This is a genomic window from Azospirillum sp. Marseille-Q6669 (genome assembly GCF_965111635.1).
On the sequence record NZ_CBCOOP010000008.1, the window covers coordinates 1 to 15,979 of the forward strand.

The 15,979-nt window shown below is 64.6% G+C and carries 17 protein-coding genes; 5 read left to right on the plus strand and 12 right to left on the minus strand.

All coding sequences use genetic code 11. From position 1 onward, the window contains the following. The first annotated feature begins 98 nt into the window (after nucleotides 1-98). The 3 genes from ACWPXE_RS32390 to ACWPXE_RS32400 all read left to right on the plus strand — a co-directional run bounded on the left by ACWPXE_RS32390 (nucleotide 99) and on the right by ACWPXE_RS32400 (nucleotide 2,429). The gene (locus ACWPXE_RS32390) at nucleotides 99-548 is read left to right on the plus strand and encodes a hypothetical protein (RefSeq protein ID WP_454021134.1); all 450 of its coding nucleotides are present in this window, start codon (nucleotides 99-101) and stop codon (nucleotides 546-548) included. A gap of 227 nt (nucleotides 549-775) precedes the next feature. Next, nucleotides 776-1,855: a hemerythrin domain-containing protein gene (locus ACWPXE_RS32395; protein WP_454021135.1), complete on the plus strand. Its 1,080-nt coding sequence runs from the start codon at nucleotides 776-778 to the stop codon at nucleotides 1,853-1,855. A gap of 343 nt (nucleotides 1,856-2,198) precedes the next feature. Beyond that, complete coding sequence (locus ACWPXE_RS32400) at nucleotides 2,199-2,429, plus strand: hypothetical protein (RefSeq protein ID WP_454021136.1); 231 nt, start codon at nucleotides 2,199-2,201, stop codon at nucleotides 2,427-2,429. Between the two features lie 41 nt (nucleotides 2,430-2,470). Here ACWPXE_RS32400 and ACWPXE_RS32405 read toward each other — a convergent pair whose 3' ends face one another. Next, entirely contained in the window at nucleotides 2,471-2,731 is a 261-nt protein-coding gene (locus tag ACWPXE_RS32405; protein WP_454021137.1) for a hypothetical protein, read from the minus strand. Then, entirely contained in the window at nucleotides 2,728-3,219 is a 492-nt protein-coding gene (locus tag ACWPXE_RS32410; RefSeq protein WP_454021138.1) for an RNA polymerase sigma factor, read from the minus strand. The genes ACWPXE_RS32405 and ACWPXE_RS32410 overlap by 4 nt, the downstream gene beginning before the upstream one ends. A 230-nt stretch (nucleotides 3,220-3,449) precedes the next feature. Between ACWPXE_RS32410 and ACWPXE_RS32415 the strand changes: the two genes are divergently transcribed. Then, entirely contained in the window at nucleotides 3,450-4,223 is a 774-nt protein-coding gene (locus ACWPXE_RS32415) for an IS5 family transposase (protein ID WP_454021139.1), read from the plus strand. Nucleotides 4,224-4,233: 10 nt separating this feature from the next. Here the strand turns inward: ACWPXE_RS32415 and ACWPXE_RS32420 are convergent, their stop codons facing one another. From ACWPXE_RS32420 to ACWPXE_RS32430, 3 genes are all read right to left on the minus strand, one after another. After that, entirely contained in the window at nucleotides 4,234-8,514 is a 4,281-nt protein-coding gene (locus ACWPXE_RS32420) for a strawberry notch-like NTP hydrolase domain-containing protein (protein ID WP_454021140.1), read from the minus strand. Between the two features lie 419 nt (nucleotides 8,515-8,933). Then, the gene (locus ACWPXE_RS32425) at nucleotides 8,934-9,614 is read right to left on the minus strand and encodes a DUF6064 family protein (RefSeq protein ID WP_454021141.1); all 681 of its coding nucleotides are present in this window, start codon (nucleotides 9,612-9,614) and stop codon (nucleotides 8,934-8,936) included. Next, a complete protein-coding gene (locus ACWPXE_RS32430; protein WP_454021142.1) occupies nucleotides 9,614-10,474 on the minus strand; it encodes an aldo/keto reductase in 861 nt (286 codons plus the stop codon). The genes ACWPXE_RS32425 and ACWPXE_RS32430 overlap by 1 nt, the downstream gene beginning before the upstream one ends. Nucleotides 10,475-10,957: 483 nt before the next feature. Here ACWPXE_RS32430 and ACWPXE_RS32435 point away from each other — a divergent pair, with 483 nt between their 5' ends. After that, nucleotides 10,958-11,710: an alpha/beta hydrolase family protein gene (locus tag ACWPXE_RS32435; RefSeq protein ID WP_454021143.1), complete on the plus strand. Its 753-nt coding sequence runs from the start codon at nucleotides 10,958-10,960 to the stop codon at nucleotides 11,708-11,710. Here ACWPXE_RS32435 and ACWPXE_RS32440 read toward each other — a convergent pair. From ACWPXE_RS32440 to ACWPXE_RS32470, 7 genes are read right to left on the minus strand one after another with little or no spacing between them, the layout of a single operon-like run. Next, entirely contained in the window at nucleotides 11,622-12,548 is a 927-nt protein-coding gene (locus ACWPXE_RS32440; protein ID WP_454021144.1) for an Nmad3 family putative nucleotide modification protein, read from the minus strand. The genes ACWPXE_RS32435 and ACWPXE_RS32440 overlap by 89 nt on opposite strands. Before the next feature lie 11 nt (nucleotides 12,549-12,559). Beyond that, complete coding sequence (locus ACWPXE_RS32445; RefSeq protein ID WP_454021145.1) at nucleotides 12,560-12,766, minus strand: hypothetical protein; 207 nt, start codon at nucleotides 12,764-12,766, stop codon at nucleotides 12,560-12,562. 4 nt (nucleotides 12,767-12,770) lie between these two features. Further along, a complete protein-coding gene (locus ACWPXE_RS32450) occupies nucleotides 12,771-13,061 on the minus strand; it encodes a hypothetical protein (RefSeq protein WP_454021146.1) in 291 nt (96 codons plus the stop codon). Then, entirely contained in the window at nucleotides 13,054-13,281 is a 228-nt protein-coding gene (locus ACWPXE_RS32455) for a hypothetical protein (RefSeq protein WP_454021147.1), read from the minus strand. Before ACWPXE_RS32455 ends, ACWPXE_RS32450 begins: the two co-directional genes overlap by 8 nt. Then, a complete protein-coding gene (locus tag ACWPXE_RS32460; protein WP_454021148.1) occupies nucleotides 13,278-13,778 on the minus strand; it encodes a hypothetical protein in 501 nt (166 codons plus the stop codon). The genes ACWPXE_RS32455 and ACWPXE_RS32460 overlap by 4 nt, the downstream gene beginning before the upstream one ends. After that, a complete protein-coding gene (locus ACWPXE_RS32465) occupies nucleotides 13,775-15,439 on the minus strand; it encodes a hypothetical protein (RefSeq protein ID WP_454021149.1) in 1,665 nt (554 codons plus the stop codon). The genes ACWPXE_RS32460 and ACWPXE_RS32465 overlap by 4 nt, the downstream gene beginning before the upstream one ends. A 10-nt stretch (nucleotides 15,440-15,449) precedes the next feature. Further along, complete coding sequence (locus tag ACWPXE_RS32470; RefSeq protein WP_454021150.1) at nucleotides 15,450-15,977, minus strand: hypothetical protein; 528 nt, start codon at nucleotides 15,975-15,977, stop codon at nucleotides 15,450-15,452. Nucleotides 15,978-15,979: the final 2 nt, after the last annotated feature.

Below are 15,979 nucleotides of genomic sequence, written 5' to 3' on the forward strand. Positions count from 1 at the left end.
TTTCGATGACTTCATGTCCGCCGGGCTGATTGATGTCGAAGGTGGGCTGGCCTTCCTCACACCGGCCGGCGCTGCTGCCTTGTCACAAGGAGGCGCTCATGCGTGAGCCCAGCAATGCCTTTCTCCGCGACTGCGCCTACACGGCGCCTGAAGGCGGGTGGAATCTGAAGTTCCGGCAGACGCCGCCCGGAGAACCGATGGTGCCAGAGCTTTTGCGATCGGGTGACCGCATCGAGGTTCGGCGCACCTGGGGAGGATTGCACGTCGATCACTTCACGGTCTCGTCCGTTTCCGGTCCTTACCATTACGCTGACCCCGGCCCTTCCTACCCGTGCTTTTCCATCTGCCTGCTGGACGAGCGCGGGAAGGCTGTCGGCCACATCAACGAGTGCGTGGCTGTTGACGGGGTGGTGCGCGGCCTGTTCGAGGCGAACGACCTGGAAATCCAAGTGATTGAGCCTGTCAGGAGGGGCGAGCGCGCGTCAGCCCCCGTGAGCCAAACGTTCGAGAAGGTCATAGGCAGAGCCATTCAACTTTCCCTATTCTGATCTTGCATTGGCTGATCGCCGGCGGGAACCCGCAGTCGGTGGTGACAGAATGGCGGAGTCCCTGATGGAGAGTACGACGACGGGTGTTTCCCACTCCTCACCCTCGACCGAAGGGAGGCACGCTCCCCGTTGGAGGTGGGAACTATTGGAAGGCTCCCGAGTTGGGTTTTTGTTGCGATGCAACATTGCCCTGCAAGTGTGACGCACCGACAGGTTGGGAGGATGCGATGACCATCACGCAATTGCTTCAAAACAGTCCCGCCAAGGCAAACGAGCTGTTCGCCAAACTGGCCGACACCTCCAGCGGCGCGGTGAAAACCCGCGAAAAGCTGCTGGCCGAGTTGAAGGAAGAGTTGGAAGTTCAAGCGCGCCTGGAAGAGCAACATCTCTTTCCGGTTCTAAAGAAACACAGAGAAACCAAGGACTTGGTGGCGGACGCAATCAACGACAACAAGCAGGTTCGTGCGCTGCTGACCGACCTGGAGCGTACGCCCAAGGACGATGATGGCTTCGCTCAAAAGGTTACGGCACTGAAGAAGGTCTTTCAGCAGCACGTACGCGACGAGCGCAAAGAGCTGTTGCCGGCCGTGCGCAAAGCGCTGAGTGAGGAAGAGGCGCAGGCGGTCACCGAGAAGCTGGAGGCTGGCCGGGCCAGGATCGAAGAAGCCAAGCGCGACGAAGCCGAAGAACGTCGAGCCGCCGCACGCCGCGAACGCGAGGAGGCGGAGCGCGTGGAGGCTGAAGCGGAGGCCGAAAAGCAACGCATCCGTGAAGCGAGTGCCGCGCTGACGCGCCCAGCGGAGGCGATGACGGAGGGCAGCGTGCAGGCGCTGAAGACCGGTGGGACGATGGCGCGGGCCGGAGCCGAGGTCGCTACGGAAGCTTCGCGCCAAGCGGCGGGCCTCATCGGCCAAGCGGCGCAACAGACGACTTCGACCATGGCTCGCACGGCCAGAAGCTACGCCGATACGGCGCTGCCATCTCGCGCCGCCATCCAGACCATGGCCGCCCTGCCGATGGCGACCGCCGACGCCACCCGTGAGGTGGTTGATGCCTGGATGGATTGGATGAACAAGTCTGTTGAAACGAGCAAACGTGCGTCTCAGGCCTTCGCGCATAGCGCCACCCCGATGCAGCTCGCCGAGGTGCAGAGCCGATATGTGCAGGACAACATGCAGGCCATGATGGAAGTGGGCTCGCGGTTGAGCCAGATCGCCATGCGAGCCATGCAAGACATGACGCGCAGCGCTCATGATGCTGGGGAGCGGGCACAAGGAAAGGGTAACGGTCTGCGCTCACGGCGATAGGCGCGCAGACTATCACGGCGGCTTTCCAACGGGGGCGAGCCGCCGTGTAAGGCAAAGCTGTTTGGCGAGACGGCTCACGGTATCCCAAATTTGAAGCGGAGCTTAGGGGCAGTTTCCAGAACTCGGGCGAAGCCCTCCGCACGTACCTGTAGTTGATCTGCTGATCACCGCCTGCGGCTTTCCGTAACGATCATTCTGCGTAAAACGGGCCGATCGGCGCCTACCAGGGCGCGAGCATCTGATTGGCAAATGTGTCGTGTCGAAACAGTTAGGTGGTGCCTTGGTATCGGCGTAGAGTGACATGTTGTCAGCATGACTGATCGCCAGCACGACGGAGGAGACCATGGTCTGCCGCGTGCACGGGCCCCGATTTAACCCCTCAGCATCGAGCGTCGATAGTGAATTTTGGCCTATCAGTCCGCGCGAGTTCGAAACCTTTGATGCTGCGGTTATCTTCGTGATGGAGTTTGCCCCATCCCATGACCTGGACCAGGTAGAAATCCACACTGATGGCGGAGAGTTGCACGCCATCCTTGCCATTGCCCGCCGATACCGCGAGTTGGTCAATCTCTGACGCCAGCAGCGACGGACAGGATCAGGGAACGAAGAGTTCCATCAAGGCTTACCGGAGCGAGAAACCCTGGACCGAACCGACCTGAGAATGTCGAGCAGACGCTTCGGAATTGGGTCGGAGAGAACAGGAGCGAACATCTCGCGCAGACGTTCCTGCACCCTGCAATCCTGCTGGATCTGCACCGTGACGTCAGGATTGTCAGCCAAATAAGCCTCCACACGCCCAGAACTCGCCGCGTCGAGTTTGCCCCTGACGTAGTCATCAAGTTGCTGGCGAGAGATCCCTGGTGCCTGTTCGCTCATCCGCTTCCCCCTTCCTTGAGGGCAAGGAAGCCCAAGGGCAATGCGCTGAGTTGATCGAGCGCCTCGCGAAGGGACTGCCTTACGTTGCGCACCGTCATGCGCGTGATGATCGCCACCTCTTGGGCCGAAAACTCCTCGATGACCACCAGAAAGAGAACGGCTTTCTGCGCAAACGTGAGTGCATGAAAGGCCAATTGCAGTCCGGGTTCACGACTATCTGCAACGTGAGCGTCGCTGGGCGGACCGCGTGCCAGGGCCGACGTCTTTCGCGGTTGCTGACCACTAGGAGCCATGTGGGCGATCAAATTATGCAAACGGGTAAACAGCCAAACGCGCATACCGTCATGGGGGATCTCATCTAAATTTTCCATGGCAATGTGCAAACATTCTGCCACTAGCTCATCGGCGAGATCCCAATTTCCAGTCAGCGCCCTGGAATAGCATCGAAGATTTGGTATCATTTCTTTCAGACGGGATATTGGCGTCATATCGCCCTTTCTGCATCATAGTGCGATGGATTTCACTTATGGCGTCAGATTTATATTTTCCTGATATATGGTGATCCAAAGTACGGGCTGGCGATAGTCGGTAAAGGGCATAGGTGGAGCGATGCCCGGCGGTGTCGCTCAGGCATGCGGTTGCCTTTACCCTACTCACAACGCTCCGACATTCGGTGATCCCGCACCGGTTTCCCTGCCTTTGGCATGGGGAAGTGAGGATGGGGCCGACCGAGGTCGAATTGGTGGCAGGCGTCATTGACCAGATCGAGCGGGTCACGGCGGGAACAGGGCGACCACCGATCCCGACCTGCATGGTCCTTGAGACGCTCCAGTTCTTCCTGCGCGAGGGCGTGCAGTGGCGGGAACTCCGGGCCTCGCCGCACCGAGCCTGCGGGTCAACGTTGCGCCGTCGGCTGATGAATTGGAGCACGACCGCCGTCCTGCGCCGGGTTCATGCCATGCTGACCCGCATGGTCCGCTCCGGCCCTGAGGCCGCCGCTGAGGCATGGAACATCGTGGTGGACAGTTGTTCTGTGCGAGCCAAGCGCGGTGGGGCCTTCACAGGCCCGAACCCGACCGACCGCGGCAAACTGGGTACGAAGTACCACCTGGTCGTCACGGCGGACGGCCTTCCGCTGGCGGCGTTGCCCTCCGCGGCGAACGTTCACGATACCCGGCTCCTCCCCGACCTGCTCCGGTTGGCCATGGTGGTCTGCGCCAACATCGCGCGCCTGTATGCGGACGCCGGATACGACAGCGTCGACAACCGATGGCTCTGCCTGCGTGAAGGTATCCAACCCATCATCCGCAAGATCGGCCAGCCGCACGGCTCCGGCCTCGGCCAGGTCCGCTGTATCGTCGAGCACGTCAATGCTTGGTTACTCGCCAACAAACGCCTGGATCGCCGCCATGTCAGGCGGGGCGCCATCGTCGATGCGCTGCTCACCGCAGCCTGCATCTTTTTCGTCGCGGCTCGCCTCGTGGAGTTCTGAAAACGGCCCCTTAGCGCCCCGCTATCCCTCCATCCACCACGGGCCGGAACTGGATCACCTTCGCCATCACCCCCGGCCCGCCGTGCGGCACGAAAAACCGGGTGGCGCCGGAGATCATCTCCTGAATCACTCCGACCTTCTTCAGATCCTGGTGATAGTCCGCCCAGTACGGCCCCTTCAGTTCGATGCGGGCCTCGCCGGAGACCTTGGCACGCACCACCCGCCAGCCGTTGGCGAGCTGGAGGTCATGACCGGCCAGAACCGTCTCGATGGCCTCCTTCGGTGACCAGGGCTTCCCATAGCTGGCCCCCAGCTTGGCGAGAACCTGACGGATCTGCACCGCCGGAACCACGCGCCCCAGAAGGCGGGCGCCGTCATCGGTCTGGAGCCGATAGACTTTGGGCTCTCCGCTGTCCGCCAGCTTGTCCCAGATCGGCAGCAGGATGCCGGAGATGACGTGCATGGCTTCGACTTGGAACGGCTCGCTCTGTCCGACCTCTGCGGCCCAGGCGGAGCGGGCCTTCTCCATGCCGATGCGGTCGTAGGTCGCGAAGCGGTCATCGATGTGCTTCGCGTCGACATAATGGGTGTGCAGCGGCCCGACGAGCCGGTACTGCGGTACCACGGAGCCATCCTTGAGGTCGGTTCGGTTGTGCGCCGGGCGGAGGGCATAGACACGCCCGGTCTTCCGGTTCTTGACGAACCGCAGGATGTCGGGGTGCTTCTCCATCACCTCGTCGTACGTGACGGGGTTGTTCCGGCGCCAGACCTTGAGTTCGGTGTAGGTGGTCTCGGCGCCGGTCCGCGGGCAGGTGTAGACGACGCGCGGCGGCGACATGACCTCGATGCTGTCCGCGATGACGGTTTCCACCCCGACGTTGAGCAGGCCGGCCTCGGCCGCTGCCTCCACGGCCTGATCCAGCCGGGAGGCGAACTCATCGAAGAGGCGGTTCATCGGATCGACGCGCATCGACAGCAGACGGTTCAGGAACTGCTTCACGGTCGGCAGCTTCGCGATCAGAAGGTCGCCTTCGTCGTTCAACAGCTTCAAGCCCAACTGCCGCTGGAACTCATCGATGTTGAGGCCGCCGACCTCCTTGCCGGAGTCCAGATCCTTGATGAGTTGGAACAGGGCGGCGGAGCCATATTCGCCTTCGAGGTTGTCGCGTTCGCTGAACAGCCCTTGCTCTCCGGTGTTGCGCTGTCCCTTGGTGAGGGCGCCGAGTTGGCCGAGGCGCCGGGCAATCGAGGTGATGAACCGCTTGTGCCCCTTCAGGCTGGTGGTGCACAGCACGACCTCCGGGGCAGAGTCCTGGTCGGAGCGGTGTGGGCGGCCTACGGCCTGGGTCGCCTCCTTCGCGCTCCACCCGGCCTGGGCGATGTAGAGCACCCGCTGCCGGCGGTTCTTGAACTTCCGACCGGCATGGAGGTCGATGCCGGTGTTCCCGGCGTTGCTGTAGGCGACAATGGGCTTCCGGTCTTCCTGGAAGGCTATCAGGTCGGCCATCATGTGGGCCTTGCCGCGTGGCTCGATCACCGGCCTGACAACACCGCTGGCGTCCGGCCTCTTCACGATGCGCCTGGTTCGCCCGGTCAGCTCCGCCACCATGTCGGGGCCGAAGCGGTCCAGAAGCTGCTCCAGCGGGCCGTTCGGGACGCGGAGGCACCCGATGCGGCCCAGCAGGTTCTCCTGCATCTCCAGAGCTTCCTGGTTCACGATCGGGGCGCCGGCCTTGTCGGTGGCGACCCGCGTCCGGATGTTTCCGGCCTCATCGACATAGGGTTCGTGCTGCTTCACCGGGAAACAGAGTTCTAGGTATTGGATCAGGCTTTCCCGCGGCGACGTGTCGAGATCGTCGAGGTTCTCCTCGGCGCCTTCACGGGCAAGGGCGCGTTCCTGGGCGGCCTCGTTGGTGTTGACGAAGTAAAGCAGGGGCGACCGCCCGGCCCGGACATCCTCCTCCATCTCCTGGAGGATCGTCGGCATCATCATGGCCGTGAGAACCTGATTGAAGAAGCGCTGGTGCGTTCCCCAGAAGGCGCTCATTGTCTTGGACATCGCCTGACCGTCGCTCGCGGTGCCGACCAGCTTGGTTGCTTGGTGGACGTTGGCCAGCACGATCTGCCACGCCTCAGCCATCTCGTCGTAGAGCGCGACCTGCTCCGGCGTCAGGTCGTGGACCAGCCGCCGGTACCGGATGTCCTCGTAGGAGAGGGAGCGGGCACCGTAGCGGCCAAGGGCCTTCAGGTCGCGGGTGACGATCTCCATCGCGGCGATGCCACCGGACTTGATCTGGTCGATGAAGGCGAGCTTGGTGGCGAAGGGGGTGCCGAAGCCCCACAGGCCGAGGCGGTCGCAACTCGACAGGTTCTCGACCTTATCCGCCAGGGTTGCCGAGACGTAGACGATGCGCGCCAGCGGGAGGGACCTCTGGAGGTCCACCGACGCCAGCCCGGTCTGGCTGGCCTTCGTCTTGCCGCGACTGCCGTCCGTCTCCACCGCGTTCGCGGCGGCGTGATGCTCGTCGGAGATGACGACGCCGTCGAAGTCCGGGCCCAGCCAGTTGAGGATCTGCTGGAGACGGGTGATCTTCTCTCGCGGCTTGCTGCGCAGGGTGCCGGTGCTGACCAGGAGAATGCCGTGCGGCGCCTTGATGGCTTCGCCCGCGGGTGTCTTGGAGAGCGGAAAGATAATCGAGGGATCGCCGCCGAGATCGGACCAGTCCCGTCGCGCGGCGCCGAGCAGGGTGGAATCATTCTTGGTGATCCAGAGCGCCTTGCGGCGGCCCTGGTGCCAGTTGTCGAAGATGATGCCGGCGGCCTCGCGCCCTTTACCGACGCCTGTTCCGTCACCGATCGCGTAACCGGCTCGGCAGGGTGTCTCCCCTGGCGCGGCCGGTTGGAATTCGCCGTGAGCCTGACCGGCATAGATCACGGCTTCGAGCTGGGCGAGCGACAGCCGCCCCTCCAGGATGACGCTCTCCGGGAAGTGCGGGGTGTACCGCGGCTCCGGTGGCAGCACGGCGGCCATCGCGGCGCTCTCGACCAGCTTGGACGGGTGCGGCCGCGCGCCAGGCACCTTCAGGCGCTGCGGTTCATAGGGCTCGTATTTGGTGTCGGTGATCGGGGCATCGTGGCGGTCGCGCGTCTTGGTCTGCTCGACGGCGATGGCCGAGGCCGGGGGTGGGACGGGTGCCGGCTGCGGCTCGGTGAACGGTGCGCTGGGCTTGGCCGCGTCATCGGCGCGGCGCGCTGGGGCCGGTGTCGGCGTCGCGGGGCGGGCGACCGCAGCCGGCATCTTCGGACCTGCGGCGGGAACGACGTGCGGCCGGTTCAGCCGGACGCTCTCCAGCACCGCCAGCATACTGGTGATGGAGTCCAGCTCCGCCACGATGGGGCGGTTCGTTGCGGACGTCGGACCGGTCTTGTCGATCACCGCGACCCGGACGGCGATGTCGGTCCCGGCTTTTCGGAAAGCGCGGGCGTCCAGCAGCACGTTCGCCTTGACCGAATAGACCTGGATGATTTGCCGCCACCAGTCCCGGAACCGGGCGGCGCCGAAGGCCATGCCCGGCGGCAAGATCGCCACCAGCCGTCCGTTCACCAGCAGCCGCTTCAGCGCTTGGTCGACGTGGCGGGCGGCGGTCATTGGGTCTGCCTTGTCGCCCAGCCGGCCCGCGGTGGCGCTGAACGGCGGGTTCATCAGTACCGCCGTGGGCAATACTTGTTTCGGCAGCACGGAATGGAGGTGGTCCGCGTTCTCACGGAAGACCGGAGCGAACCCCAGCCCCTCCAGCAGTACGGCGCGGCGCTCCGACAGTTCGTTGCAGACCACCGATGCGCCGGCGTTCCGGGCATGGACAGCGAGACCACCGACACCGGCGCTCGGCTCCAGCACCACGTCGCCGGGCTTCAGGTCCGCCAGCCACGCCGCGGCGAAGCCCAGGGCCGGCGGCGTGCTGAACTGGTCGAAAGCCTCGACTTCATCATCCCGCCGGGTGCGCGTCGGCAGCAGGGCGCCCATGGCCTCCAGGTCGCTGACCCGGACCTGGGCCGACACCAGCCCGACCGTGGGGGCCAGCATGACACGGCGTTCCAGGATCACTCGATTGAGCGCCTGTTCCGCAAGGTCGTAGGCGTCCGCCGTCGTGTAGGTGCCTGCGGCCATGGTGCCGCCGAAGTGCTGGTTGGCGATGCCGATCAGGAATTGCGGGGAGATTTTGGTACCGGCGCCGATCTGGGCGGAGAGGTCGGCAAGCTGCGGAGCGCGCACCTGGGCGGAGACGGACATGCGGGTTCCCCATGAGGGCAAGAACGGGGTGTGCCCGGCATCGCGAAACGGATGCCGGGTCAGTAGAGCGGGCGGTGATGGTTGATTTTACGGTGGTGCTATTGAGTGGACAACGAACACACAGAACGGAATAGGAAATTTATGTTCGAAAGAAAACGCGCGTTTAAAAATGGAAAGCAGTTCACGTGAAGGCTAATTTTGCTTCCACTCTGAGCGTGCACTGTTCGTCAGCGATGATCCGGCCATAGCTGGGCGACGTGCTTGCTCCCAATTACCAGACGCGGTGGGCCGGGAGGTGTTGGGCTTCCAGGACTATGGCGGGTCGATCGAAAAGCGTTTGAATTCAGCGGGCTCTCTTGGGCAGCCGTCGGGACCATTACCGTCGAGCGTAAGGCTTGACTTGTGCTCGACGGTATCAGTCAGGAATGCTCCTTCGAGGGCGGGCAGGCCGTGCGCCGACGTGCGACCGGAATGAGGGCAGCCAGTGCCGCCCCCAGAAGCACCCATTGCTCCGGTGCGCCCAAGCTGTGCAATGTCGCCCAACTGGCGAGGCACCACGCCATCGGCATGGCGAGCAGCAACCACGACCATCGTCCTTCCGCCATCATAACCAAGCCGATGGTAGCGATTGCGGTTGGGTCCGGAGTGATGCCGAAGACCTCGGCTCCACGCAGGGTCCGTCCGACGAGGAATGCCGCGAGGGGGTGCAGGGCAAGCGCATAGAGGAACAGCGCGAGCCCTGCGAGCGCCCGTCCGTTCCATGAGAGCGACCAGCGAAGCCGGCTCCCGATCAGGGCCAGCAGGATGGACTGAAGCGCGAACAGCGGCGCCACATAGGATGCCGCCCAGTTGATGGTGGCGTAGCGTTCCCATAGGAAGCTCCAGGCCAACCACGCCCACAGAACGGCCGAGGTCCAGGCGACTCCCCGATGCGACCAGGGGCGAGGCCGGATGAGACCCAGCAGAATGGCGGCGCCGACGAGCAGCAGCAGAACATGCGCCGGCCAGAGTGCCTCGTTGTGCCGTTCGATAAGCCGCCAGTAGGTGCGCGGGCTGAAGAGCAGAAAGTCTTCGGCCGAATAGGTCCACCATTCCGGCATCAGAGGTCCCTTACATAATCGGCCATGCGTCGCCGCATCGCGGCATCGGGCATCGGCCCCGCCATTGTGGCCATGTTCTCCCGCACATGGGCGACTTGGCTGGTCGCCGGGATGGCTACGGTGACGGCCGGATGGGAAATGATGAACTTCAGGACGAACTGTGCCCAGTTGGAGGCGTCGATGTCAGTGGCCCAGGAGGGCAGGGGGTGGCCCGACAGCCTGCGGAGCAGCACGCCCTGCTGGAATGGGCGGTTGACGATGACACCCATCCCCCGAGCCGCTGCCAGCGGCAAGATGCGCTCCTCTACTTCGCGGTCGACGATGTTGTAGGAAAGCTGCACGAAATCGAGAGGCTGTCGGCGCATGATCTCCTCGAACAGGTCGTGGCGCCGCCCCTCCGACGTCGTGATGCCGACGTAGCGGAGCTGACCTGCCGCCTTCATGGCGAACAGCGTCTCGAGATGGTCTTCCCAGGACAGTAGGTTGTGCACCTGAAGCAGGTCGAAGCGGGGCACGTCCCACAGGCGGCGCGACTCCTTGATCTGCGACGGCCCGCGCGTGCCCGAAGAAATCCAGACCTTGTCCGTCGCGAAAAGGGCAGGGGGGTGCCCCAGCTTCCGGAGGCCATCCCCGACCACCTCCTGGGAGGAGCCGTACATGGGCGAGGAGTCGATCATCCGGCCCCCCATTTCGAAGAATGCCTGCATGACCGCCGCGCATTCGGCGCGCAGTTCAGGATCGTCGCCGACATTGAACGTGATCCAGGTGCCCAAGCCCACGGGAGGAATGGCCTCTCCCGTGGATGGAATGCGTCGAACCGGCGTTTCTGCAATCTGTGCCTGGACGCGCAGCGGCATCATAAGGGCGGCCCCGGCCAGAACACTGTGAAGAACGGCGCGTCGTGTCGCTCTCATGCTCTCTCCCTTTCGTATCCGTGTCCCCGCGCTTCTCGACGGATTCGACCCCAATATGCGGCGAAATGCGTCGGCATGATCCAAGTGCTGGCCGTCCGGACTGAAGCGGTCGCGGCTCGATGGAGTTGGCCTGACGCAGACAGCTTTGCTTATAGCCCCCAATCTTGGCTCTGACGGAACGACGGTCAATGCAAGGTGGCATGCGCGCCGCCCGGTCGATCTGATCCTGGATGCCATGGTGGCGTGCCTGGAGCGCCTGTCGTCAGCGCAGCGGGCAGAGGTGCTTGCGCCGGAACCTGATGTCGGGAGAGATTTGATAGGAATTGCGAGGTTGCTCCGCGCCTATGCCCTGCTGTCGGATGATCTGAAAAGCGAGGTCAGGGCGGAGGAGGTTTCGCACCTGTCCGGATCAGCGGTGAAGTAGGCGGCATGCACGAACGGATGTTCCTCACCCCGACCGACATGGGCGGCGCCAAGGTGGAACTCATCATCGAGTGCCCACCCGGCGGCGGCTCCCGCCCAGCGGTCATGCTCATGCACGGTCATCAGGATGAACCCAGGCCCGGTGCGGAATGGGCGGTTCGAGCCGGCCTCTTCAGTTCGGTTCTCGCCATGGGCTACGTGGCGGCGGCTGTATCTATGCCCGGCTATGGGGCGACCGATGGCCTTCCGGATTTCTGCGGGCCGCGGTCTCAGGCAGCAGTTCGGGCAGGGCTGGCGCACCTTCGCGCCATGCCGAGCGTAGATTCCAGCCGGATCGCATTGTGCGGCTGGAGCCGTGGAGCTGTCGTTTCGGCCATGGTGGCCACCGCCGAGCCGTCCCTGTGGGCGCTTGTGCTGGCGGCGGGCTCCTATGACTTGGTCGATGAAAGCACCTTTCTCATAAAGGGCATCCACACCGCATTTGTTGAGGAATCTGGCGGTACCGAAAGGGCTGGGATCGAGCGTTCCGCCCTGTATCACGCCGAGAAAATTAAAACTACGACCCTCATACTGCACGGCGATAAGGATGACCGAGTAAGCGTGAGGACCGCCGTTGATTTGCATGAGAAACTTTGTCAATGCGGTTGCTCTTCAAAGCTGGTGATCTTTCCTAATACAGATCATTACCTGCCGAGATGGCAGGAAGGCGCTGAGATTGCGTCGTTTCTGATGGAGGCGCTTGGCGCTCCACTTGGATGAGGGTTGCAAGCCAATCTACCGCGTCTCGCGTGCTGGGCACGTCCAGCACGAACTCCTGCCCTCGCCCAACCGTCCGCACCGTGCACCGCTCCCCATCCCGCGCCCACCGGGCCGGGTCAGAGTGGTAGGACAGCACCGGCCCGTCCGCCGGCAGGAACCAGCCCGGCAGGGACCAAGTCCCCCGGTTCTCCCCCGGCTTGGTGAGTTGGAGTCCGGGATGGAAACGCGGGAACGTCCCGCCGCCCGGCACGCCCAGATCCTTCCCGTCGATCACCAGCCGCTCCGAAGCGACGTAGACGGTGTTGGAGGCGTCCCAGCGGCCATTGAAATGTGGATGCTCGGCGAACTCCGGACGGCTGGCGCGCAGCGTGGCGCTGTCGGGTCCAAGCCGTAGCAGCTCCTCGATCTGAAGCCAGCCGAACAGCACATGCAGGTCCGGCGCCCGGCGGCGGTAGCGCCAGCCTCCGGCGCCGTCTTCCTCCACCTCCTTGAACCACCCGAAGAACAGGAACAGGTCGCCGACACCGACGCCCTGGTTGGCGAGGTGCGTCTGTGCGGCACCGGTCTGGCCGAATGCAGGCCGCCAGCCGGGCAGGCGCGGGCGGGCGTCTAAAGCGAGGTCCGGATCGAGGTGGGCCGGGATGCGGCGGAACAGCGGGCGCCCGGTGAGCGCGGCGGCGATCTCACCCAGGTTGGTGTCCTTCCAGCGGATCTGGGAATAGGTCACCGGATCACGGCTCGGGATCGGCAGCGAGACCATTGAGCCGTCCGGGAAGATCGGGGAGGGGACGCTGCCGGCAGAGGAGTCGAAGCCCTTGCGGGAGAGGATCAGCTTCACGGGTTCTCCTCCTATACGCTGGGCGTGACGCCGGTCAGGTGCCGCAGCATGCAGTGAGCCTCGTTCAGCATCTCCTCGGTGGCGCAGCACCAGGCATGATCCACTTCGGCCGGGGTGAGGTCCGGGCTGCTTCCGGTCTTCCCGCTGGTCTGATGGAGGAAGTGCGCCATGCGTTCGCCGTGGCTGGCGTCGCTGATGTCATCCAAGGTCAATGCCATGGTGTCAGATCCCCTTAAGCCGTAGTTGCTGATCGTCTCGGACCCAGCGCCGGCCATTCCAGGACATCGGCCCACCCGCCATGGCGAGCCACCGATGCGCCCAGCCGCCCGGCGCGTAGCGCCACGCCTCGACCGTTGCGGTGAGACCGTCCGCCATCTCCAGGTCGGCGACGACGATGCGCCGTTGCCCGGCGCCATCGAAGCGGGCGCACAGGACGCGGCGGAAGGAAGGCGGGACCCCCGGCGGTAGCACGGCGCGCAGCACCGCGGTGATGGTGGTGACCGGATCAGGCATCCTCAAACTCCTCCGGATCGCCGATCACCACCGAGATGCCGGCGCGCACCCGGCGGCAGACGCCGCCCTCCCGCGGGGTCAACACGGCGGTGATGTCGAGGAACTCACCGGAAAGGCCGGCCTCGGCCATGGCTTTGAGGAGCGCCAGGGCGGCGGCTTCAACGGCGGGATCGGTGCGCCGTGCCTCGGCTTCTGTGATTGGAAGGGTGGGGCGGCTCATGCTGCAGTTCCAATAGCGGTGGCGAACGCCTCGTCCGGCACGTCAAAGAAGCCCTGCGCCCCGCGCCACGGAACCGGCTCCGGAAGGGCGCGGACCTCTCCTATCTCCCAAGCCCAACGGCCCGGGGAGAAGTCGCCGAAGTGGCTCCATTCCGCCATCGGTTGGGATTCCGTGCGGTGCGCGGCAACCAGCACGGCGGTGCCGAGCAGGCAGCCGCGCGGGATGTCGACCAGCTTCTCGAACCGCTGGCGCAGCGCGATGCGGAACGCTTCGTCACAGGCGAACTCAGGTCCCCCGGCGTCCCGGTCGCGGAGATAGTCCTGCAACCCCTCCAGGTCCGCGGTGTTCTTCGCGGCGTGGATGCCGATGCGCTGGCCGATCAGCCGGGCCGGCGGCGCCCAATGGCGCGTCTCGTGCAGCTTGAAGGGGCGCCCGGTGGCGGGGTCGATGATGAACAGCAGGGAGCCGTGCGGCTGCCAGAGGGAGATCGTCTTCATGGCCGGTCTCCCGTCGGCACGGTGAGGGCGCTCTCGTCGGCCGTCAAAGGGGCCTGTCCGGTTGCTCTCCGGTTTACCCCCTCATCGCAATGGCGTGGACCGCCGACGAGAACCAATCTCGGCTTATGAACGCGATCTACGACATCGCCCCCAACCCCGCCGGAAATGGCTGGATGGTCATCAACACGACGACCGGCGACGTCGCCCGCGTCGGGGACCGGGAGATGTCCTCGCTCAGCATCGAGGACGCCGACGACTTGGCCGACCTGCTCAACCACCTGGAACGGATCAAGCGCGCCAGGATGCATTGACGCTTCCCTGAAGGCGCCAACCTGAATGCTGCACTCTGCGGGGTCGTCCATCGCGGCTGCGACGATGGAGGCTGCGCGCGACAGGCCTGCGATTTTGCCGATCAGGATGTCGGTCACTCCGGGAAGCTGCGCTGCGTCTTCGCGGGCAGCACCGGCAAGCGTCATGATGTCCTTGAACGTCCGCAGCAGTTTCGCCTCTGCCGCGGCGACGGCATCGGCGCCCTTCCAGTTGTCCGCCTTTCCCGAAGTGGCGATGGCCAGCACACCGCTGGTCGGTACGTCGGCCGACCGCCAGACGCAGCCGCAACCTGCACAGAGGTGAGAGCGATGAGGCGGGTTGGTCCAGCCGGTCGTCTCGTCCGGCGCGTCGACGTGCTGAGTGCCGCAGCGGGGACAGAACAGCAGCATGGAGATTGGTGCGGGAAGCGAAGAGGCGGCCGTGTCCGTGTTCGTGGACTGCCGCACAACGGGTGCATCTTCGGTGATGAAATGGGGCATGTCGTTTCCTGGTGCTGGATTGGGAGCTAGGGCTTGGAAGAGCGATCCCGCCGCAGGCAGCAGGCCCATGCTCACGGCGTCACGGTGGAATGAGGCGAGGTGGAGCCCGTCGAAGAATCCGGTGATGCTGGCGCCTTGCGCGCTGGACGCCGCCCGGAACCTCAGGTGCTCCTTCGCGTAGAAGCGGACCACTGCCTCCCGGCAGGCCATGCGATAGACGTCGTCCTCGAACGGGTCGGCATCCGGCGCAAGGGCGTGCGCGGGGTGGTTCGGATTTGGCAGCTTCAGGCCATGCAGCTTTGCACGCAGCGCGAGGCGCCGGCGATACTTCGCCCAGCGCACAGGATCGCGGCGCTCCCATGGTTCCTGCCGAAGGCCTCCGTCCGCGATCGTCTCCAACTCGGAGACGGAGAGCGGCGCCTTCCAGGCCCCCAGCTCCACCACCTCCGCCATCGCGGTCGCGAAGGCCATGCACTTCAGGCAGAAGCAGCCGCCGTTGGTGTAGGTGCTGACGCGGACGACATGGCCGCGACGAGGGCGCGGGTCCATGCCGTCACCACGAGACTTCAGCCGGCGCGTCCGCGTCCATCGGTGACCGCCAGTCGTGTGGCAGGCATGTTGCCGCTGCCACTGGCCGAAGCAGTCCGCTTCCGCCTCATCGATGGTCTTCCCTTCACCGCGCAGGAAACCCCCGCTGCCGTCGTTGGGGAACGCCTCGAAGAACGCGGTGCCATAGGAGCCGGATGCGGAGAGGACGACGCCCTTGCCGCCCCATTGCACCAGGCAGTCGTCGGGCCATGCGAGGATGGGGCGCCAGGGATCGGCGGCGTGCTGGGGAGCTATGCGGGGCATGCTCGCGTCCTCAGCCGTAGATGAAGCGGCGGCGCTTACCGTCGCCGTCGGTGGCGACGCACCAGCGCGACAGCGGGCCGAAGCTGTCCTGCTCGCCCATCGAGAAGCTGATTTCGGTGAACCCGCGCCGCTCCAGCGCCGGACGGAGGATCTGGTCTTCGCCTTCTTCCCAATCCTCGAACCGGAACTTCTCGGCATCGGCCCCGAGGAAGTCGAGCAGGTCGACAGCCTCGGCTTCCTCGCGCTCACGCTGTTCACGGGCGGCGCGGGCGGCGGTACAGCGCTCAACCTCTCCCGGCTCAACGGGCAGCTTGGAGTCCTCGACTGGGATCTCGGCGAAGATGTCCAGGCCCATCTTCTTGAACCTGTCCGCATCCGACTTGCCGCCATAGGCGGGGTTCGTGCTTGCAGGGTCTCCACCGTCGTACGACAGGACCTCTCGTCCGGTTTTCCGGTCGGTCCACACCACATCGCAGGTGTACCTGTCCGGCTCGTCATAGCGCTTCACGTAGCGGCGCACGAACTTGGATTCGGTCATGG

Excerpts from the sequence above, each read along its gene's own strand:
- ACWPXE_RS32435 (WP_454021143.1), top strand. The coding sequence starts at position 10,958 with ATGCACGAACGGATGTTCCTCACCCCGACCGACATGGGCGGCGCCAAG.
- ACWPXE_RS32420 (WP_454021140.1), bottom strand. The coding sequence starts at position 8,514 with ATGTCCGTCTCCGCCCAGGTGCGCGCTCCGCAGCTTGCCGACCTCTCC.
- ACWPXE_RS32395 (WP_454021135.1), top strand. The coding sequence starts at position 776 with ATGACCATCACGCAATTGCTTCAAAACAGTCCCGCCAAGGCAAACGAG.
- ACWPXE_RS32470 (WP_454021150.1), bottom strand. The coding sequence starts at position 15,977 with ATGACCGAATCCAAGTTCGTGCGCCGCTACGTGAAGCGCTATGACGAG.
- ACWPXE_RS32450 (WP_454021146.1), bottom strand. The coding sequence starts at position 13,061 with ATGCCTGATCCGGTCACCACCATCACCGCGGTGCTGCGCGCCGTGCTA.
- ACWPXE_RS32415 (WP_454021139.1), top strand. The coding sequence starts at position 3,450 with ATGGGGCCGACCGAGGTCGAATTGGTGGCAGGCGTCATTGACCAGATC.
- ACWPXE_RS32430 (WP_454021142.1), bottom strand. The coding sequence starts at position 10,474 with ATGATGCCGCTGCGCGTCCAGGCACAGATTGCAGAAACGCCGGTTCGA.
- ACWPXE_RS32425 (WP_454021141.1), bottom strand. The coding sequence starts at position 9,614 with ATGCCGGAATGGTGGACCTATTCGGCCGAAGACTTTCTGCTCTTCAGC.
- ACWPXE_RS32410 (WP_454021138.1), bottom strand. The coding sequence starts at position 3,219 with ATGACGCCAATATCCCGTCTGAAAGAAATGATACCAAATCTTCGATGC.
- ACWPXE_RS32390 (WP_454021134.1), top strand. The coding sequence starts at position 99 with ATGCGTGAGCCCAGCAATGCCTTTCTCCGCGACTGCGCCTACACGGCG.
- ACWPXE_RS32405 (WP_454021137.1), bottom strand. The coding sequence starts at position 2,731 with ATGAGCGAACAGGCACCAGGGATCTCTCGCCAGCAACTTGATGACTAC.
- ACWPXE_RS32445 (WP_454021145.1), bottom strand. The coding sequence starts at position 12,766 with ATGGCATTGACCTTGGATGACATCAGCGACGCCAGCCACGGCGAACGC.
- ACWPXE_RS32460 (WP_454021148.1), bottom strand. The coding sequence starts at position 13,778 with ATGAAGACGATCTCCCTCTGGCAGCCGCACGGCTCCCTGCTGTTCATC.
- ACWPXE_RS32400 (WP_454021136.1), top strand. The coding sequence starts at position 2,199 with ATGGTCTGCCGCGTGCACGGGCCCCGATTTAACCCCTCAGCATCGAGC.
- ACWPXE_RS32455 (WP_454021147.1), bottom strand. The coding sequence starts at position 13,281 with ATGAGCCGCCCCACCCTTCCAATCACAGAAGCCGAGGCACGGCGCACC.
- ACWPXE_RS32465 (WP_454021149.1), bottom strand. The coding sequence starts at position 15,439 with ATGCCCCGCATAGCTCCCCAGCACGCCGCCGATCCCTGGCGCCCCATC.